The sequence below is a fragment of the Heliobacterium mobile genome, assembly GCF_009720735.1.
GTDB lineage: Bacteria > Bacillota > Desulfitobacteriia > Heliobacteriales > Heliobacteriaceae > Heliobacterium > Heliobacterium mobile.
Genome location: NZ_WNKU01000006.1, coordinates 65554 through 84654, shown reverse-complemented (window position 1 = coordinate 84654; position 19101 = coordinate 65554). Strand labels below are relative to the sequence as shown.

Sequence of the window (19101 nt, the reverse complement as noted above, 5' to 3'; positions counted from 1 at the left end):
TTTTATTAAAAAATAGACTAGGGTCCTAGGAGGCGATGGACTGTTGCAGGATATTTCCTGTAGTGATAGAAACTAATATTCGTGGGATAGTTCGAGAAATCACTTGGCTTGTCAATTAGCATCTAAACATAAGGAGATGGGTACATGGACGCCATTCTTTCCCGCCGAAGTGTCCGGACGTACACGGACCAACCCGTAGCTGATGAATTGGTCAAAGAACTGTTGGAAGCGGCTATGAGTGCGCCTTCTGCCGGCAATGAACAACCATGGCACTTCATTGTGATCAAAGACCGGCAACTACTTGATGAAATCCCTAAGTTTCATCCCTATGCGGGGATGGTTAAGCAAGCTCCCTTGGCTATTTTAGTCTGCGGAGATGAGACTTTAGAAAAGTATAAAGGTTTCTGGGTGCAAGACTGTTCTGCAGCGACACAAAATATCCTAGTTGCGGCGCAAGCCAAAGGACTTGGAGCGGTTTGGGTCGGCCTTTATCCAGAAGAAGGCCGGGTCAAGGCACTACGAGATCTCCTCGGTATACCGGAACAGGTGATTCCTCTCGCGCTCATCCCCCTAGGATATCCAGCGGAGCAACTTCCTCCCGCGAATCGCTTTAATCCTAAACGTATCCATAAGGACCGCTGGTAATAGGGGGAAGAGATTTTATCAGCAATTTCAAAGCGAATAGTGAACACAGCAAACCAAAAATAGGATATACTAAAAATAGACAAAAAATGAAGCAATCCGATGGGGCTCAACCCAGAGGGATGCTTCATTTTTCTATAGGGGAGAAAGGGTGCTAGAGTCCCAGGTTTATCGCCAATATCCCGAGATATTCTTTGCTCGCGAGACTCACATTTGACAATGTATCTGCCGATGGAGCCAGCTTATTGAGGTAAAAGATGCTACCTGCATTTGTTTTATAGTCCGTCGGATAAGGTTGAACAGTTATACCGACCTTTTCGAAGTTAAGCACAGCCCGTTCCATGTGAAAAGCCGATGTGACCAGCAAGGGTCGAGAAAATCCCTTTTCATCGAGAAGACTCTTTGTAAAACGAGCATTTTCTTCGGTGTTTCGGCTGTTCCCCTCGACGATGAGCTTATCTTCCGGAATGCCTAAAGTGATCAACTGCCGCTGGGCAATCAGCGATTCATTGCCGGTATCGTTGTAAACCTGACCAGCCGATAAAATGATAGGAAGACCCGTCTGCCGATGCAGGCGGGCCGCCGTCAGCATACGATTCGCGCTAGAACCTGTTAACTGGCCCACCCCATCGACATCAGGTGTATCAGACGTGGCGCCACCGCCGAGCAGGACAATCACATCCCCATTCACTGAAGCAGGCGGTGTGAAACGGCTTTCCAAGGAACGGATAAAGAGATCGCCTATGATGGGCATGGAAAGGGCGTAGATCAAAAAAGCCAGCCATATGGATATATAGGCCGAACTCTTTTTCCGGCGGTAAAAATTCCAGGCTGAAATAAACAACAGGATGACCACGAAAAGTCCCGGCGGCAGCAAAAAGCTGTATAGAAATTTAATCAAGAACAGCATAGTAGGGGCTCCTTTACGATAATTGAAGGAAGGTGGTTTTTTGAAGTCTCTGCTGATGGAGTTTTCCGGCATCATCAATACTATTCATGATGCGATTCTAAAGTTCCACGGGGTCGGGAAACATCTTAGCGACACAGAATTGCATTTTTGGATTATTGGCTTCGCAGGAATCTGTATATTTTTGGTTGTCAACAGCCTCTTTAAATATCTCGCCCAATGGGGGTTAGCGACAGTCTCCTTCTTTTTTACCACCTTTTTTGTCATCGTCATGGCCGTCGCTATAGAGGTAGAGCAGAAGATCACCGGACGTGGAAATATGGAAACGACAGATGTGATCGCCGGTATCGCTGGTTATCTCGTACTCTTTGCCGTATACATGGCGCTTGTTGTAGTTTTTCGAACGATCATCGGGTTGATTCGAAAAAGAGATAAACGGGAAAAAGACAGAAACAACGATAAGGAAAAATATGTATAAAATTATTAAAATACCCACTGATTTAGGCGATGTGGGTATTGTTATTTTATACCACGATTATCACAAAAAGCAAAACATCTCTATATATATAATAGCCCGAATCGGATAAGGCGGGAGAGAGATGATCTGGAGAGGAAAAGAAAGGAGTTGAAAGCTTGAACGTCGATTTGTTGCTGATCGGATTGTATGTGATCGTCTTCGGAGTGATCGTCGTCACCACCTATCTTACCCGGAATTTCGGTCCAGCCGCGATGGATTACATGAAAACGGTTACCACTGAACAGGAACGACAAACAGTGGGGAACTTGGCTCTGTCGGCGGTCGTCTATGCACGAAATCGGTATGGACACCTTTCTGGTGATGAGCAGTTCGAAATGGCACTGAAGCATCTGGGGAAGACCCTCGAGAATAAGGGGATTCTACGGTCCAAAGAAGAAATGAAAAGTGTCATCGAATTTGCTTACGAAGAAGCGAAAAAGAAGGGACTGATCGCTTCCCTGAAAGAGTCGGTCCGAAAAACGCCCTAGATTTGTGCGTGTTGAAGGTTGCTTCTTCTTTTATTCGACATTTTCTGCACAACATACTTGCAAAGGTTAAACAGATCTGTTAAGTTTAAAAATAGGTAGACAAATAGATATTCAATGCTTTGCGTAAGCCTGTAGAGCAACAAAGCAACTGCCTGTTGTACCGGTGTCAGGGCGAAAGCCCCCGTTGAGGAAGAAAGAGGGATTCACCATGGATTCATTGTGGCTGTTGAACTTGTTGCTTTGCTTTTGGATGTTGTTCCTGAAGCTAGTCAGCGACCCCCATGCGGTAGACGACTTTGAGGACTAATCGAATCTAAAGGATGGGCTCATGGATTGTCGCTTTTAGCGAGATTGAATAATGAAACCCCGGCGTTTTGTAACAGGCCGGGGTTTTTTGTTTCTGATTATTTGGAGGTTGTTTTGTTCTGAAGTTGGTTATAGGCGAAGATCTTGGCCCGCGATTGCTCATTGTTATTCAGCGAAGCGGTGGCATGGTGAAGTCCATGAAGCAGCTCTCGTTGACAGGAAGAACAGTGAGAGCCTCGCTCGATCGTTATACCACAACGGCTGCACTTCAAAAGGGAGTTTTCGAAACAGATATACCCAATTTTTACGAGCTCTAAGATTTTCTTTTCATCGATGCCGGTCTCATCGATCACTTCCTGTACGGTCGCACCAGGATGATCGTACAGGTAATCGCGAACCTTTTCCAAGGCGGCGTCTTGTTTTTTGACACACTCTGGACAAAGCTTACCGCTGATGCCGATAAAAACCCGCTCGCATCGGGAACAGTTGTGAAGTTGCAAGGCCATACACTCCTCCATTAGATTCCCTTAGGATATTAATAACATAATCAAACAGGGAATTAAAGGTTTTTATTCTTTTTGGAAGATGATTCAAAAGATTTATTGCAAGAATAAGCTGTACGAAGCGGAATTGAGACCATGGACGAATTTACTCTTAAGGGGAAAGGTGAGATAATCGATATAGAAGGTAGAAGGATATCCCATCCAGTTGACCAGCAAACAGATATAAGGTTGACGCCTTTTCGCCTCTTCCGTCTACAAGGAGGTGTCCCATATGTTTCGAGCAGTCGGTTATTACGGGGGAATAAGTTCAATTTGGAAACCCCAATCGACCTATGCTCCCACGGTTACCAAGAATCGATTCAATCCGTATAACTATTACAATCCTTATTCCAGTTTAGACTCGTTGAAGAATAAAGTGACGAGTGCGCTGAAGGATACACGGGAGCGTTTTGCTGAACTGGGAAGCAAAGCGGATCAGCTGACCTCCAATAAAGCCGGTAACGTCTTCGACAAGCGGGTGGTTGATACAGGAGGTTCAACGGCTCTCACGGGTACGGCTGTCGATAAGACGACGGCTGCGATCTACAAAGTGGGTGTAACGCAAGTAGCCGTAGCACAGCAAAATAAAGGTACGCAAATGCAGTCCTCGACGACGGCTGCCACCGCCGGCTTTGCGATCCAAAAGAATGTTTTTGCTTTGAATATCAACGGAAAGACCCATACCTTGACGACCGATGTAGGCAATAGTGATACCACGAAGACGACCCTCCAAAAGATGGCTACGTCGATCAACGAAGCCAATACAGGAATTACGGCGAAAGTGGTCGATACCACATCGGGTGGTGTGACCAAGAGCCAAATCGTATTGACTGCCAACAAAACCGGAACGGACAACATCTTTACCATAAACGATGTCCAAGGTAACCTTGTCGCCAACAGCGGAGCCAATATCAAAACAACTTCCGCCCAGGACGCAAAGTACACCGTAGACGGAACTGCCGTAACCGGTCAAAGCAATACGGTCTCCCTTAACGGAGGCAAGATATCCTTGACGCTGAAAGCGGTCACCACTGAGGACGTCACCGTGAAGGTGGGACAGGATACAACAGCTATCAAAAAGGCCATTAACGATTTGGTCACGGTATATAACAAAACGGTGAATACGTTGAAAGACAACCAAGATGTAGTCAAGAGCAGCCTGTCCCAAAGTGTGATCGGTGCTGTAAAAGAAAACCGCTTAAACCTTGAAGATATAGGAATTGATTTGCGGGCAGACGGTTCCCTGGCGGTTGATGCCGATAAACTTTCTGAAGCACTGACCGATCATCCTGATCGTGTGAAGCGTACAATCGGTGATTATGGTGGATTTGCCTATAAAGAAGGGCAACTGGCCAAAGGAGTTTCCTCCATGCCGCTGACGTCGCTCACAAGTGCGGCGACTCTGGGCTCTGATTCGGGAACTCAGAACTGGATGATCCAACAACAGTTGAATAGCTATCAGATGAATGCAAATCCCCTCTTGTATTACTCGCTAACGAACAGTTCTGGCATGTTTTATAACGGATATTTCTAAATCGCTGTTGTGAGTAGCAGCATATCGCGCCATCAAAGATAACTGAATAGAGATCTATGTAAAAATCCCCGATCTCGCCTGTAGAGGTCGGGGATTTTTGCGCCTGACGGAAAGCCGGCAGCTTTTACGAATGGTTAATGCACAAAAGGAATGCGCGTTTTTTGGTCGAACTATTTAATCATCGAGATGGATCGACATTAAGGTGGTATCAGGTGATTTTGCGAAATATTGTTGCTGGTATCGACGCGGGCTCCACGGCTGTAAAGCTGGTTATATTTGATGGTCAACAGATGGGCTTCTGGCAGCAGCCCACCGGATGGAGTCCGGCAGAAGTGACCCATCAGATGCTGGATCAGGCCTTGAGGGAATGGACCATCTCCCGGGGAGACCTGAGGCATATCTGTGGCACCGGCTATGGGCGGGTGAACCTGCCTTTTTTGAATACGACGGTCACTGAGATTGCCTGTCATAGCCGTGGCGCAGCCTACTTGCGGCCCGGTGTGGAACTGGTGATTGATATCGGCGGGCAAGATGCCAAAGGAATACAGGTCGGGCCTAAAGGAAGAGTCCTCGACTTTGTGATGAATGACAAGTGTGCTGCCGGGACCGGACGGTTTTTAAGTGTCATGGCTCATGCGCTGGGCTTGGACGTGTCTGAACTCGGCGCTTATGCGGGCGGGGAGGAGGTGTCGCCGCAACCGATCAATGCCATGTGCACCGTTTTTGCTGAATCAGAGGTCATCGGCTTAATCAACCGAGGCGTTGACCGAAAGGCGATCGTAGCTGGGTTGCACCATTCGGTAGCAAGGCGAGTGGCTGCGATGATTGCCCGCTTTGATGGAGATGGCCCTCTGTTGTTTACAGGCGGCGTTTCCCGAAACGAAGCGATCCGGGTGGCCTTAGAGAAAGAGTTGAAACGACCGGTAGAAGTGAATGAACATTCTCCCTATGCGGGTGCTTTAGGGGCGGCTTTGATCGCCTGGGAAAAAGCATAATGAATCTACTTTACATAGCGATAATTGCCGCAAGAACTTAGTTTCTTAATTTATCATCAGGGAGGAGTTATACTATGTCTCGAATTGCCGAAGAACGTCCCTTTTCCATGGCCTTTTTTGATGTAGCCATCCCTCGGGCTGCCGGGACCATCGAGGAAGCGAAAAGTCAGGGGAAAAAAGTGGTCGGTCACTATTGCGTTTTTGCACCTCAGGAACTGATCGTTGCCGCTGGCGGAGTGCCTGTGGCCCTCTGTGCTACGAAAGAGGAGCCCATCGCTGACGGGGAAAAGGTCCTTCCCCGGAATTTTTGTCCTTTAATAAAATCGTCTTATGGCTTTGCGATCACCGACAAATGTCCCTTCTTCCTGCATTCAGACCTGGTTCTCGGTGAGACGACTTGTGACGGCAAGAAGAAGATGTTTGAACTGATGGGTAAATTTAAGCCCTTGATGGTGATGAATTTACCGCCCAGTAATAAGGATGAGGCCAGCCAGACTTACTGGCTATCTGAAGTGGCTCGGCTCAAAGCTTATCTGGAGGACTACTTCCAGGTCACTATCACGGAAGAAGCCATGGCCGCCGCCATCGAAGAATTGAATCAAGAGCGCCGTCTCATGCAGCGCTTGGCTGGTTATCTGAAACATGATCCCGTTCCTTTCTCCGGACAGGACCTGCTCAAAGTGCTCTGGTCCCGAAACTTCGTCTTTGATCGGGCGGCCTTTGCCGAACAGGTCGAGGAACTGATGAAAGAGCTGGATGAACGCGTCGCCGAAGGCGTTGGCGCTACAGCCAAGGGGGCCAAACGCATCATTGTGACCGGCGTGCCTACAGGCGTCGGTACAGAGAAGGTGATCCGTATTCTCGAAGAATCGGGCGCTGCCGTCGTCTTTTTGGAAAACTGCGCCGGCATGAAACAGTTCATCCGCCTGGTCGATGAGACCAAGACGCCTCTCGAAGCCATCGCCGAAAAATATCTCGCCACCCCTTGTTCCTGTATGAGCCCCAATCCAGACCGGATGGAACTGCTCGCCCGGTTAGTCGATGAGTTCAAAGCCGACGGCGTCGTCGATATCACCTGGCAAGGATGTCACACCTATAACGTGGAAGCCCGGGTACTCCGCGACTATTTGAAAGAACACCGGGGTACACCGGTGCTGCATATCGAGACGGATTACTCTGAAGGGGACAGCCAGCAGATCAAGACCCGGGTACAGGCATTTCTTGAAATGTTAGAGGATATGTAGTCAGTCATTGATTTGCTGTATTGGCAAAATACTAGCATTATAACCTCATTTCTTGTTAGAAGTTCTGGGTGTAATGGCCCCAGTGTTCAATAACCATAGAACACTGGGGCTTTTTCATTCGAGTGGAAGTGTCCCTTTCTTGATTGATTCAATAATGTGAATTGACGGAAGAGCAAGATTTTGTGCATGTGTTGACAATCATGAAGTTTGCTTGGTATACTCTCTTTCGTAAACAGCATACAGAGCTCTTATCACGAGATGGCTGAGGGACTGGCCCTATGAAGCCCGGCAACCGGTTTTTCTAAAACACGGTGCCAAATCCTGCGGGATGCGTAAGTGTCCTGAGAGATAAGGGGAGGGTATTTTCCTGCGCGCAAACCTCTTCTTATTTGAAGAGGTTTTTTATTTTTTGCGATGGTATAAACAGAAATGGTCCATGCAAGGAGGTACTTAGCGAAATGATCGAGATAAAGAGCTTGAGGAAAACATACCAGGGACCAAGCGGACCGCTGCATGCCCTGGATGGCATCACCTTGACGATTCCCAAAGGGAAGATTTACGGCATCATCGGCCCCAGCGGCGCCGGAAAAAGCACGCTCATCCGCACGATCAACATGCTGGAACGGCCGACAGAGGGCAACGTCATCATCGATGGAGAGGACATTACCCGATACAGTGAAAGCCAACTGCGTGTCCTTCGCCAGCAAATCGGCATGATTTTTCAGCATTTTAACTTGCTCACTTCCCGGACAGTCGCTGAGAATATCGCCTTTCCCTTAGAAATCTGCGGTGTACCGAAAGAACAAATCCGAGCAAGGGTCGCCGAACTGCTGCCGCTGGTGGGGTTAGAAGAGAAAGCTGATACATACGTATCCAATCTGAGCGGTGGTCAGAAACAGCGGGTCGGGATCGCTCGGGCGCTGGCTAATCACCCGAAGATCCTCCTTTGCGATGAGGCCACCTCTGCCCTGGATCCACAGACGACCCAATCGATTCTTCGGTTGATCAGCGACATCAACAAGAAGTTGGACCTGACGGTCGTGCTTATCACCCATGAGATGAATGTCATCCGAGAGATTTGCGACTACGTCGCTTTCATTGAACATGGTCAGATCATTGAAGCCGATTCGGTGCGCCAGATCTTTACCAATCCCCGTTCACCGGTCGTGAAAGAGTTTGTGCAGGGCGCCTTGGAAGGGGACAAGCTCCAGCACCTCTTGGAAGAGGGACTGTTTCATCAGTCACCTCGGGGAGTGCTCATCCGGGTGAGCTTTGTCGGCGAAGGGGTTAATGAACCGCTCATTTCAACGGTGATTCGCCGCTTTGATGTAGATGCCAATATCCTCTTCGGCAACGTAGACAGCCTTCGTGACACCGCCTTTGGCACGCTGCTGATTGAACTGACCGGTGAAGAGACAAATATCTTGCATGCCATCGAGTATATCCGGTCGACCCATGTCCGCTTGGAGGTGATCCGCCATGGTTGAAACATACCTACAGTCTGCCTGGGAGACCTTTTACATGGTCCTCATCTCTTCGACCGTAGCGACCGTTCTGGGGATCCCGCTCGGTATCCTTCTGGTGGTAACGGAAAAGGGCAGCATCGGACCGAACCGTCTTTTGAATAACACACTCGGTTTCCTCATCAACGTCTTTCGCTCCATTCCCTTTATCATCTTGCTGGTGGCGATTCTACCGCTGACGAAGGTCCTCGTCGGAAGCCGTATCGGTACGACGGCGGCCATCGTTCCCTTAACGATTGCAGCCATCCCTTTCGTGGCTCGGTTGATCGAATCATCGCTGAAAGAGATCAATAAAGGCATCATCGAGGCCGCCCGGGCCATGGGGGCGACGCCGTGGCAGATCATCCGTATGGTCCTGCTGCCGGAAGCTCTGCCAGGAATTCTGTTGGGCATCATCATCACCTTTGTCACTTTGATCGGTTATTCGGCCATGGCCGGTGCTGTGGGAGGAGGTGGATTGGGCGACCTAGCGATTCGCGAAGGCTACATGCGCAACAACAACGAAGTGACCTGGGTGACCGTGGTCATCCTTGTCGTCATGGTTCAAGTGTTTCAAAGTATTGGAGATTTCCTGACAAGCAAAATTCGAAAAAACAGGGGGTTACTGTAATGAAAAGATTCATCAAAGTTACTGGATTGATCCTAGTACTCATCATCACCGCTTTCGGCATCGCCGGCTGCGGAGCCAAAGACACCGGCAGCCAGTCCAAAACCATTAAACTCGGTGTATCCCCAGTGCCTCACGCCGAAATCGCGAAAATCGCCAAAGACATTCTCGCGAAAGACGGCATCAACCTGGAAATCGTTGAGTTCAACGACTATGTTCAGCCCAACCTGGCCGTATCCGACGGTGAATTGTCGGCCAACTTCTTTCAACATACACCGTACCTGAAGAGTTTCGCCAAAGAACACAACCTCAGCTTGACTTCCGTCGGCGGCGTTCATATCGAGCCCATGGGCATTTACTCCCAAAAGGTAAAAGCCCTGACCGAATTGAAAGAGGGAGCGAAAGTCGCTATCCCCAACGATCCGACCAACGGAGGCCGTGCCCTGTTGCTGCTGCAAGCCCAAGGCCTGATCAAACTGGAACCGAATGCAGGTACAGAAGCGATGAAAAAACAGATTATCGACAATCCCAAGAAACTGCAAATCACAGAACTGGAAGCGGCTATGCTGCCTAAGGTTCTCGATGACACGGACATTGCCGTCATCAACACCAACTTTGCCCTCGGTGCCGGTCTCAACCCGGTGAAGGACGCCATCGCCATGGAAGGCAAGGACTCTCCCTACGTGAATATTGTCGTCGTCAAGACCGGCAATGAGAACAATGAAGCCGTTCAGAAGCTGATGAAGGCGTTAACCAGCCCCGAAGTGAAGAAGTTTATCGATGAAAAGTACAAAGGTGCTGTCGTAGCGGCCTTTTAATCGAACATAGCCAGACCACATAGCCAAAAGTCATCCCCAAAGCGTACCTGCTATCGGGGATGACTTTTTTGTTCGGGAAACGATCCGGCCCTTTAGAATTACGGGAACGGAAAAAAGGATCGCCGAATACGAGAGCGTAGGGAAGGGCCACTTTCCTGTGGGGCATACTGATATCGTAACTAAGAGGTGGGGACTAACGTCAACAGATTTTAAAGGGAGCCACATCTTTTTATGGGAGGTCGATAATATTTTGACGACAGGGAATGAGACTCTCCAAGGTAACCAGTCGATTCGTAACATTGCAGCCCAGGATCCGGAAAATATCACCGCTGTCGCTGCAACGGAATTTTCCGATCGGTCCGAAAAAGCGATCATTCGGAATGTGAAGGCAGGAAAAGGACGGATCTGAGCAGCGAAGCAAAAATCCAGCCCATCATCGGGCTGGATTTTTGCTTCGCTGCTGTTCAATAAGGAACGTCTATTATTGTTGGTTTGCCGCAGCCCATTGTACTGGAGCCGGTTGAGCTGCGTTAGTCAGGATATCGTGAATCGATCCTTTTACGGTGAGGAGTTGATTTCCTTTATCGAGGAGTTGTTGTTCCAGGTTGATGAGTTGGTCCAGTGCCGCTTGCGCCGCATTCAGATCGTGGGCGCTCCGGGCCGCTTTCAGTGCTTCTACCGCTTGTTTCCGTTGGCCCTGTAAATTTTTCAACTCTTCATGAAGGGCTTTCCGTTGCTCCGCATTCGGTTGGAGCGATGTTTTCAGAGTTTGCTTTTGTTCTTTGGACAGAGATCCTTGCAAGGAATGGCGGGCATCTTTATTCAATTGGGTTTCCGCTTTGAGTTTACCCCGAAGGTCTTTGACTTGTTGCCGCAGAGATTTCAATTGTTCCTGTTTCGGTGCCAGCGCCGATTTCCAGGCTTGCCGTTCTGCCGCAGTCATTTTGCCGGAATCTGCAGAGGTGCTTACCGGATCGGTCAGGGAGCTGTCGTCCGTCGTGATGACGGGAGAGAGAACCGGGTCTGTCGTGGTTGTGGCGTCAGCGGCAAAAGCAGCAGGAGCCATGAGCAGGCTTGAGCCTAAGACGATCGTAGTCAGCCATCGTTTCATAAGGGATTCCTCCTTTTTAGTGCTAAAGCGTTTAGTTGTTCGAATGTCTTTCGACAGTTTTTATTCTACCTACCGCTTATGGCACAAAAATGAGGGATTTGTGGAATTTCTGTGTGATTTTCATGCTCGGGGAGCAAAAGTCAGTGTAAATTCGGCGCCGCCAGAGGGGCGATTCGAGAGGTCGATACGGCCGCCATGTTTTTCGACGATAGCCAGTGCAATGGACAATCCCAAGCCCGTGTCGCCGCGAGTCCCTTTATAGAACCGTTGAAACAGTTTCGGAATTTCCTCTGGTGCGATGCCGTCCCCATCATCGCGGACCCGGATCGAATCATCGCCGGCGACGATCTCAACGTGCGACCTGGCATGGCGAAGGGCATTGCTCAACAGATTGATCACCGCTTGAATCAGTTTGTCCCGGTCACCGGGGAAAGTCGGTGACGACTGGGTCTTCCTTTCGTCGGTAAATCGAATTTCTTTTTGCAGTTCAAGGGCGAATCCGCGCATTTTTTCAGCCGCTTCATAAGCGATTTGTCCAGCCGTGACCGGTTGAAAGTGGTAGATGCCGTCGAGAGACTCCAGTTTCGATAAAAGGATCATTTCGTCTACGATGCCTTTTAAGCGCCGGCTCTCACTGATGATGATGTCTAAGCTTTTCTCGGCGTCAGCCCCTTCGAAGACACCGTCTTTGATGCCCTCGGCATAACCTTGAATAGACATGAGTGGTGTTTTCAGTTCGTGAGAAGCCGTCTGTAAAAAAGAGCGCTGTATTTCATCGTAGGCTTTGATCCGGTCCCGCATGATATGAAAGGAGCGGGCCAATTCACCGAGTTCATCAGTCCGTTCGACTGGTAATTCCACATCATACTTGCGATCGGCTAGAGCTAAGGCGGCTGATTTCAGTTTGCTTGCAGGGTTGGCGATGGAACGAGACATGAAAACTCCGATGAACAGTGCAATAATGCTCGAAATGAATAGGCCTTTGAGAATCTGCCGGTTGATCTGCCGGGACATGCTATCGATATTTTCCAGCGCAGAAAAGAGGATCACCCCGCCGGCGATAGAGCCGTCTTTTGCGGAAAGGGGTACCCCGACGCCGACCATATCTTCGCTGCCACTACTCCACAGCTTGTCTGTCGTCTCTCCGGCTAGTACCTTAGGCAGATCGGGATAGACAAACTTTTCGCCTACCGGGTAGCGGCGGGGACGGTTTGAATTGATGATGATTCCGTTCGTATCGACGACAACTGTATTCGCCTCGAGGGTGTTGAGCAGGATCCGGTTCACCCGCAATTCCGCTAAGGGATTTAAGGTGGCTTTTTTATTCATGGAGACGATGATGTTTCCCTGCTCCAGCAGACCGGCTTTTGTCTCCTTGATCAGGTATTGCCGGGTGAGCGTGTTAAAAGATATATCGGCGATGATAAAAGCGATGACCAGAAGGATCAAATAGCTGACGATGATCCGTCTCCCGAAAGAGAGTGTTGTAGACGTGCGAAGATAGGGTTTCGCCATGATTTCCATCTCATTTCTAGTCTTCGATTATATATCCGTAGCCCCAAACGGTCTTAATCTCCAAGGATGAACCTCCGTGGACTAGTTTTTTTCGGAGTCGTTTGATCAGGTCATCGATGGTGCGGGGGCTGCCGGTATAGGTATATCCCCAGACCTGGTTCAGCAATTGGTCGCGGGTATAAGCCTTTTTTCGGTTGGTGATGAGGAAGCAAAGCAGTTCATACTCTTTAGCCGTCAGATCCAAGTCTCCCTTAGGGCTGGAAACTTTTCGAGCTTCGGGCCAGACCTGAAGGTCATGACAAAGGACGTGGGGGAGTGCATCTGCGTCAGAGGTGCGGGAAGAAGTTCCTTGACTTACCTCTTGCTGGCCATAGGCATCAGCAGTAGCGTTAGATGGAATATGTAGGGAGTGTTCAGATGTTGGCTGTACAGACCTCGTTTGTACAGCTACGGGTGTTGTCACACTTGCCGAAGAGTGTTCTGAGCTTAAGGTGACGCGACGAAGGATGTTTTTTACCCGAACCACCAGTTCTCGAGGACTGAAAGGCTTAGAGAGATAATCGTCGCTGCCGAGTTCTAGCCCGACGATACGGTCGATTTCGTCATCTTTCGCCGATACGATGATAATGGGGATATCGCTTTCCCGGCGTATTATTTTACAGATCTCCAGCCCATCGACGCCAGGCATCATGATGTCGAGGATGATCAGGTCAGGCTTTCGTTGTCGGTAAGCATCCAAGATATCCTTTCCGTTCGTATAGCCTTGAACGTCAAAACCGTCTTTTAAAAGGTAACGGGTGATTAGATCCAAGATAGGTGGTTCATCATCGGCGACATAGATGAGAGCCATGAGAGAAAACCTCCTTCGTGGCTAGGGGTGGTTTGAATAACGAATATATTAAACATCCGACTTTTCGGCTCGATGTTTATACGAAAGGGTTAATAGGGAGCATTTCCATCTGGCTTTTATTCTATTGTTAGTTTGTAATAAAGCACAAGTCAACTCTAACTTGTTTTTAGAAAAATCCAAAGTGGTAACTTTGTTTTAAAACTAAAAAGTAAGCTCATCGATTAAAATAAGCAAATTCTAGCAAAGGACAGCCTCAGTGTTTCTTCTTCACCTCCCTGCATAAGGTAGAAGTAACCACTTCGACAAGCCTATGTTCACCATACCCTCACACTACTTGCAAGGGGGAATGATTTTGGATTTCTTTCATAAGCTTGAAAACTACCGTCAGCGGGAAAGAGAGTTAGCCTGGGAAGGAACTTTCCGGGAGTATCTGCTTTTGGTCAAAGAGCGTCCCTTTATCAGCCAACTGGCCCATTCCCGAATATATAACATGATCGTTTCCGAGGGAGTGGAAGAGGTCAACGGGGTTCGCCGTTACAAATTCTTCGATGATGAGATCTATGGTTTGGATAAAACCTTGGAAACCCTTATCGAAGAATACTTCCATTCCTCAGCCCGCCGGACCGAAGTGCGCAAACGGATCCTGTTGCTCATGGGGCCCGTCTCTGGGGGAAAATCGACCATCGTAACGATGTTAAAACGGGGGATGGAACAGTACAGCCGAACAGCCCTAGGGGCTGTGTATGCCATTAAGGGATGTCCGATGCATGAAGAACCACTTCACCTCATTCCCAAGGAACTGCGGGAAGACTTCATGAACGAGAACAAACTTTACATTGAAGGAAACCTCTGCCCCCACTGCCAGATGCGTCTCGAGACGGAATGGGCCGGTCGCATCGAAGAAGTACCGGTGGAGCGAATCTTCTTTTCCGAAGAAAAACGGATCGGTATCGGAACCTTCAGCCCTTCCGATCCGAAAAGCCAAGATATCGCGGACTTGACCGGTTCTATCGACTTCTCCACCATATCGGAATACGGTTCCGAATCAGATCCGCGAGCATACCGTTTTGATGGCGAACTGAATAAGTCGAACCGGGGGATTATGGAATTTCAGGAGATGCTCAAAGCCGATGAAAAATTCCTCTGGAACCTCCTGTCACTCTCCCAAGAAGGCAATTTTAAAGCTGGCCGTTTCGCTCTCATCAGTGCCGACGAACTGATCTGTGCCCATACAAACGAAAGCGAATATAAAACTTTCGTTTCCAATAAGAAAAACGAAGCGCTCATCTCTCGGATGATCGTGGTCCGAGTCCCTTATAACTTGCGAGTCAGTGATGAAGTTCGGATTTACGAAAAACTCATCAAGCAGTCCGATCTTCAACACATCCATATCGCTCCCCATGCCCTACGGGCAGCAGCGATCTTCTCCGTTCTGTCGCGACTGAAGGAATCAAAAAAACAAGGCATGGACCTTGTCAAAAAGATGCGGCTCTATGACGGGGAGGATGTTGAGGGCTTTAAGCAAAAGGACCTGGTCGAACTGCAGAATGAGGTGACCGACGAGGGGATGAGCGGTGTCGATCCTCGCTATGTCATTAACCGTCTTTCTTCGGCCTTCATTCGCAAGGATACGGTCTGCATCAACGCGCTCGACGTGCTCCGCGCCCTCAAAGATGGACTCGATCAACATCCCTCCATCACCAAGGAGGAGCGGGACCGGCTGATGAACTTTATCGCCATCTCCCGAAAAGAATTTGACGACATTGCGAAAAAAGAAGTCCAAAAAGCGTTCGTCTACGCCTACGAAGAATCGGCCCGGACACTGCTCAACAACTACCTCGACAACGTGGAAGCCTACTGCAACGGTGTCAAGCTTCGTGATCCCATCACCGACGAGGAGATGGATCCTGATGAGAAACTGATGCGGTCCATCGAAGAGCAGATCGGGATCAGCGAAAACGCCAAAAAAGCTTTCCGCGAGGAGATCCTCATCCGCCTGTCCACCTATGCCCGCAAAGGTAAAAACTTCGACTACACCTCCCATGAACGACTGAAAGAGGCCATCGAGAAAAAACTGTTTGCCGATCTAAAGGACGTCGTAAAAATCACCACATCGGCCCGTACGCCGAACGCAGAACAATTGAAGCGGATGAACGAAGTCACCGCGCGTCTCATCGAAGATCACGGCTACTGCCCCGTCTGTGCGAACGAGCTACTGCGGTATACGGGTTCCCTCCTGAACCGCTAGGAGGTGGAGCGATTGTCGGGCGACTTTATCCTCAATCGGGAAGACTGGTCTCTCCACCGGAAAGGACATATAGACCAGGCTCGGCATCAGGAAAAAGTGCGGGAGTCGATTCGAAAAAACCTTCCCTCGATCATCAGCGAAGAAGCGCTGATCCTCAATGACGGCCAAAAGACCGTCAAAGTCCCTATCCGTTCCTTGGAAGAGTACCGGATCCGCTACGACTTCAACAAACAAAAGCATATTGGGCAAGGCGACGGCGACAGTAAGGTCGGCGATGTTCTTGGGCGCGAACTGCAACCGACTCCAGGAAAAGGTCAAGGCGGTGCTGGCAATGAACCTGGGGTCGATTACTTCGAAGCGGAAGTCGATATCGATGAAATCGAAACCATCCTCTTCTCCGATCTATGCCTACCGAACATGGAGCAGAAAGCTGCACCGGAACTGGAAACCGAATCGTATCGGTTTACAGACATCCGCAAAAAGGGACTGCAAAGCAATATCGACCGCAAGCGGACTCTGATAGAAGCCTATAAGCGCAATGCCATGCGCGGCAACCCCGGTTTTTTCCCCGTCCTTCCCGATGATCTTCGGTTCAAAACCTGGGAGATTCATCATGAACGGCATGCCAACGCCGTCGTGCTCGCCATGATGGATACGTCTGGTTCCATGGGAAACTTCGAAAAGTATATTGCCCGCACTTTTTTCTTCTGGATGACCCGCTTTTTACGCACCAAGTATCATGCCGTACAGATCGTCTTTATCGCCCACCACACGGAAGCCAAGGAAGTGACCGAGGAAGAGTTCTTTACCAAAGGCGAATCGGGCGGAACGCGGTGCTCATCAGCCTACCAACTGGCTAACGACATCATCGATCAGCGATATCCGCCGCAGGATTACAATATCTATGCGTTCCACTTCTCTGACGGCGACAACCTGTCTACAGATAATGAACCTTGTGTACGTCTCGTCAGCGACCTTTTAAATAAAACGAACCAGTTTGGTTATGGGGAAATCGTACGGTCTCATTTTTCCAGTACCTTGATGAATGCCTTCCGGAAGATTCAAAACGAAAAGTTCTCTACGGTGACCATCCGGGATAAGACAGAAGTCTATTCTGCGTTGAAGACTTTTTTTAGAGAGACTGGGGAGTCAAAATAAGAGCTACCTGAGTGAGGATATATGACTCCTCACTCAGGTAGTTTTTTAATGAGTGGCCAAAAGTTAAGTTACGGGAACTAAGAAATTGCATCATCTTTCGAAAACTTTTCTAAACAAGCGAAAACTCCGTGGTAGTATCCGTTCATCGGAAGTCGTGGTCTTTGGTTTTAAAATTACTAAAACCGCCAGTCCCGAGAGGTTTGTTTAAAAATCTTCCTCTACTATCAATTTATTAGAACATGAGGCTTAGATCAAAGCCCCCATTATACAGATGCAGGAATTAAGGCGTTTTTCACGAATATATGCAATTAATTTCGCGTTCACAAGAGGTGGTTTGCATGTCATCAAAGGAACCGGAAAAGGACGTTACGATAAACGTTGATGGACAAGTTTGGATTGATCAGACCGGCCTGGTTCGAGTTCAGAACCCCAACGGTGTCGGACGGTACCCGGTAGTTTCTCCGGGACAGCACGTAACGGTTTATGTAGATGGCGAAGAGATTCGGGAACCCGTGGTGGTATCGGAAGAGTCAAAGGTTCGAATCGTCCCTGAAGAAGTTCCGGCACTATCGGAAATCGAGGTCATCTTATCGAGCGATGAGTTGGTAGCGGAAGTGGTGACTCGCTTTGGGCCTAAAACAGAATATAAGGCAGCACCAACAGAGCCTGCAGTACAGGTGGTGGTAGAAGGGGAGATCGATCGGGAAGTACCGCCCGGCGACATCTCGGAGGGAGAGGTAGTGCAAGCACTTCAACGTGCAGGTGTCACTGCAGAGACGAACTTGCAGGAAGTCTTGCTTGCACTGCAAGAAAAGCGCTGTGGCAGGTTTGTAGTAGCACGGGGACAAGCGGCGCTGAATGGTGAAGATGAAATTTTTCGCTTGGTGGAACCGAAGCAGCGAGAAGTAGGAGAACAGGATCTCGTCAATTATCGGGAAAAATCAGTTTACGGGGTCGAGATTGGACGATTAGTGGCGATACGGGCAGGAGATGTGCGAGGAAAACCGGGCTTAACGGTCCGGGGTAAAGTGATTTCGGCTAAGGACGGCAAAGGGCTCGCGATCAAGGTGGGCCACGGGGTGGCCGTAAAAGGGCGCCAATACGTCGCCACAACGTCGGGAAGGCCCCGTTGGGACCCGGTTCGACGGGTGTTGGAAGTGTTGCCGGTTTTCGAATGTAAAAGTGTAGATTTGACAACGGGGAATATCCATTTCCCGGGAGACGTCTCTATAAAAGGAGATGTGCAGGAAGGGTTTATTGTAGAAGCAACAGGGACAATCACGGTGGATGGCTCCGTCTATGGAGGGCATTTGATGGCTGGGAGCCATATTATCGTTAGCAAAAATGTCATTGGTGGAACTGTGGAAGCGGGTGGGATTCAGGCTTCCTTGAAATCGGTATTGCTGTATTTATCTCCACTGGTAAAACGCATGCAGGACTGTTTGCAAGCTATAGAGCAGTTAAAAAGAAATCCAGCTTTCCGATTCAAAGATTTGGCGCAAACGGGCGATGGACCCTTATTTGCGTTGCTGATGGAAAATAAATACCGTGATGTGCCGGGCTATGTGGAAAAGGTCATTCAAGTAGGCACTGAGGTTATTCCAGAACTGGTGAAGGAATTGAAGGAGATGCTCCTTGGGCCCAGTATAACCAAGGTTAATTCCCTCGATGAGGTAGCCGCCTTAGTGGATGAGATGGCTCGAAAGGAACAAGATATTCAAGAATCAGTGGCGAGAACAGCTGAAGTCACTGTCGGAAATGTTCAGAATAGCCAAATTGTTGGCTCAGGATCAGTCACTGTAAATGGCTCTGCGATCAATTCAGAAGTGCGCTCTGGGTCGAATATCTCCGTACGAGGGGTCTTTCGTGGAGGAACGGCGAGTGGTTTCTCGATCATTTGCGGAGAATTAGGTTCTCCGGGGGACGTGGAGACAGAAGCCGTCGTCGGCGAAAAAGGGACCATTTCAGCGAAGGTGCTTCATTCAGGGGTGATTTTACGTCTTGGAACCGTGATATCAAAGACGGTAAAACTTGAACTGCAGGTGAAATGCCGTACGGAAGATGGGCGTCTCGTCGTGGAGAGAGGGAGGTTTTAA

The 19101-nt window shown here is 49.1% G+C and carries 18 protein-coding genes and 1 riboswitch; of the genes, 13 read left to right on the top strand and 5 right to left on the bottom strand.

Going from position 1 to position 19101, the window contains the following annotated elements:
• Positions 1–144: 144 nt before the first annotated feature.
• Entirely contained in the window at positions 145–645 is a 501-nt protein-coding gene (locus GJ688_RS07295) for a nitroreductase family protein (RefSeq protein ID WP_155475891.1), read from the top strand.
• A gap of 151 nt (positions 646–796) precedes the next feature.
• On the opposite strand, the gene GJ688_RS07290 is transcribed toward GJ688_RS07295, so the two are convergent.
• Positions 797–1552 (bottom strand): YdcF family protein, encoded by a 756-nt coding sequence (locus tag GJ688_RS07290; RefSeq protein ID WP_155475890.1) that lies wholly within the window; start codon positions 1550–1552, stop codon positions 797–799.
• A 40-nt stretch (positions 1553–1592) separates the two neighbouring features.
• Between GJ688_RS07290 and GJ688_RS07285 the strand changes: the two genes are divergently transcribed.
• Positions 1593–2027, top strand: a complete 435-nt coding sequence (locus GJ688_RS07285) for a hypothetical protein (protein ID WP_155475889.1) — start codon at positions 1593–1595, stop codon at positions 2025–2027.
• A 155-nt stretch (positions 2028–2182) separates the two neighbouring features.
• Entirely contained in the window at positions 2183–2554 is a 372-nt protein-coding gene (locus GJ688_RS07280; protein ID WP_155475888.1) for a phage holin, LLH family, read from the top strand.
• A 404-nt stretch (positions 2555–2958) separates the two neighbouring features.
• On the opposite strand, the gene GJ688_RS07275 is transcribed toward GJ688_RS07280, so the two are convergent.
• Positions 2959–3366, bottom strand: a complete 408-nt coding sequence (locus GJ688_RS07275; RefSeq protein WP_155475887.1) for a hypothetical protein — start codon at positions 3364–3366, stop codon at positions 2959–2961.
• 268 nt (positions 3367–3634) lie between these two features.
• Here GJ688_RS07275 and fliD point away from each other — a divergent pair, with 268 nt between their 5' ends.
• The 7 genes from fliD (at position 3635) to GJ688_RS07240 (ending at position 10532) form a co-directional block, all read left to right on the top strand.
• On the top strand, positions 3635–4936 hold the full coding sequence (gene fliD, locus GJ688_RS07270) for a flagellar filament capping protein FliD (protein ID WP_155475886.1): 1302 nt from the start codon (positions 3635–3637) through the stop codon (positions 4934–4936).
• A gap of 212 nt (positions 4937–5148) precedes the next feature.
• Positions 5149–5931 (top strand): acyl-CoA dehydratase activase, encoded by a 783-nt coding sequence (locus GJ688_RS07265; protein ID WP_328597333.1) that lies wholly within the window; start codon positions 5149–5151, stop codon positions 5929–5931.
• A gap of 74 nt (positions 5932–6005) precedes the next feature.
• Positions 6006–7175, top strand: a complete 1170-nt coding sequence (locus GJ688_RS07260) for a double-cubane-cluster-containing anaerobic reductase (RefSeq protein ID WP_155475884.1) — start codon at positions 6006–6008, stop codon at positions 7173–7175.
• Between the two features lie 245 nt (positions 7176–7420).
• Positions 7421–7530, top strand: a riboswitch (SAM riboswitch).
• Between the two features lie 103 nt (positions 7531–7633).
• On the top strand, positions 7634–8662 hold the full coding sequence (locus tag GJ688_RS07255; RefSeq protein ID WP_155475883.1) for a methionine ABC transporter ATP-binding protein: 1029 nt from the start codon (positions 7634–7636) through the stop codon (positions 8660–8662).
• Positions 8655–9308 carry a methionine ABC transporter permease gene (locus tag GJ688_RS07250; protein ID WP_155475882.1) on the top strand — a complete coding sequence of 218 codons (654 nt, stop codon included), beginning with the start codon at positions 8655–8657 and terminating at the stop codon, positions 9306–9308. Before GJ688_RS07255 ends, GJ688_RS07250 begins: the two co-directional genes overlap by 8 nt.
• The gene (locus GJ688_RS07245; RefSeq protein WP_155475881.1) at positions 9308–10123 is read left to right on the top strand and encodes a MetQ/NlpA family ABC transporter substrate-binding protein; all 816 of its coding nucleotides are present in this window, start codon (positions 9308–9310) and stop codon (positions 10121–10123) included. The genes GJ688_RS07250 and GJ688_RS07245 overlap by 1 nt, the downstream gene beginning before the upstream one ends.
• Before the next feature lie 250 nt (positions 10124–10373).
• A complete protein-coding gene (locus GJ688_RS07240; protein ID WP_155475880.1) occupies positions 10374–10532 on the top strand; it encodes a hypothetical protein in 159 nt (52 codons plus the stop codon).
• Between the two features lie 72 nt (positions 10533–10604).
• Here the strand turns inward: GJ688_RS07240 and GJ688_RS07235 are convergent, their stop codons facing one another.
• From GJ688_RS07235 to GJ688_RS07225, 3 genes are all read right to left on the bottom strand, one after another.
• Positions 10605–11234, bottom strand: a complete 630-nt coding sequence (locus GJ688_RS07235) for a hypothetical protein (protein WP_155475879.1) — start codon at positions 11232–11234, stop codon at positions 10605–10607.
• 120 nt (positions 11235–11354) lie between these two features.
• Positions 11355–12749, bottom strand: a complete 1395-nt coding sequence (locus tag GJ688_RS07230; RefSeq protein WP_170291767.1) for a sensor histidine kinase — start codon at positions 12747–12749, stop codon at positions 11355–11357.
• A 16-nt stretch (positions 12750–12765) separates the two neighbouring features.
• Positions 12766–13599, bottom strand: coding sequence for a response regulator transcription factor (locus GJ688_RS07225; protein ID WP_155475877.1), 834 nt, complete (start codon positions 13597–13599; stop codon positions 12766–12768).
• A 352-nt stretch (positions 13600–13951) separates the two neighbouring features.
• On the opposite strand from GJ688_RS07225, the gene GJ688_RS07220 reads away from it, so the two are divergent.
• The 3 genes from GJ688_RS07220 to GJ688_RS07210 all read left to right on the top strand — a co-directional run bounded on the left by GJ688_RS07220 (position 13952) and on the right by GJ688_RS07210 (position 19101).
• The gene (locus GJ688_RS07220; protein ID WP_155475876.1) at positions 13952–15847 is read left to right on the top strand and encodes a PrkA family serine protein kinase; all 1896 of its coding nucleotides are present in this window, start codon (positions 13952–13954) and stop codon (positions 15845–15847) included.
• A 12-nt stretch (positions 15848–15859) separates the two neighbouring features.
• A complete protein-coding gene (gene yhbH / locus GJ688_RS07215; protein WP_155475875.1) occupies positions 15860–17005 on the top strand; it encodes a sporulation protein YhbH in 1146 nt (381 codons plus the stop codon).
• Positions 17006–17343: 338 nt separating this feature from the next.
• Positions 17344–19101, top strand: coding sequence for a FapA family protein (locus GJ688_RS07210; protein WP_170291766.1), 1758 nt, complete (start codon positions 17344–17346; stop codon positions 19099–19101).

What these genes read in the sequence shown, in the direction of transcription:
- GJ688_RS07295 (WP_155475891.1), top strand. Translation starts at nt 145, where the DNA reads ATGGACGCCATTCTTTCCCGCCGAAGTGTCCGGACGTACACGGACCAA.
- GJ688_RS07290 (WP_155475890.1), bottom strand. Translation starts at nt 1,552, where the DNA reads ATGCTGTTCTTGATTAAATTTCTATACAGCTTTTTGCTGCCGCCGGGA.
- GJ688_RS07275 (WP_155475887.1), bottom strand. Translation starts at nt 3,366, where the DNA reads ATGGCCTTGCAACTTCACAACTGTTCCCGATGCGAGCGGGTTTTTATC.
- fliD (WP_155475886.1), top strand. Translation starts at nt 3,635, where the DNA reads ATGTTTCGAGCAGTCGGTTATTACGGGGGAATAAGTTCAATTTGGAAA.
- GJ688_RS07260 (WP_155475884.1), top strand. Translation starts at nt 6,006, where the DNA reads ATGTCTCGAATTGCCGAAGAACGTCCCTTTTCCATGGCCTTTTTTGAT.
- GJ688_RS07255 (WP_155475883.1), top strand. Translation starts at nt 7,634, where the DNA reads ATGATCGAGATAAAGAGCTTGAGGAAAACATACCAGGGACCAAGCGGA.
- GJ688_RS07250 (WP_155475882.1), top strand. Translation starts at nt 8,655, where the DNA reads ATGGTTGAAACATACCTACAGTCTGCCTGGGAGACCTTTTACATGGTC.
- GJ688_RS07245 (WP_155475881.1), top strand. Translation starts at nt 9,308, where the DNA reads ATGAAAAGATTCATCAAAGTTACTGGATTGATCCTAGTACTCATCATC.
- GJ688_RS07235 (WP_155475879.1), bottom strand. Translation starts at nt 11,234, where the DNA reads ATGAAACGATGGCTGACTACGATCGTCTTAGGCTCAAGCCTGCTCATG.
- GJ688_RS07230 (WP_170291767.1), bottom strand. Translation starts at nt 12,749, where the DNA reads ATGGCGAAACCCTATCTTCGCACGTCTACAACACTCTCTTTCGGGAGA.
- GJ688_RS07225 (WP_155475877.1), bottom strand. Translation starts at nt 13,599, where the DNA reads ATGGCTCTCATCTATGTCGCCGATGATGAACCACCTATCTTGGATCTA.
- GJ688_RS07210 (WP_170291766.1), top strand. Translation starts at nt 17,344, where the DNA reads ATGTCATCAAAGGAACCGGAAAAGGACGTTACGATAAACGTTGATGGA.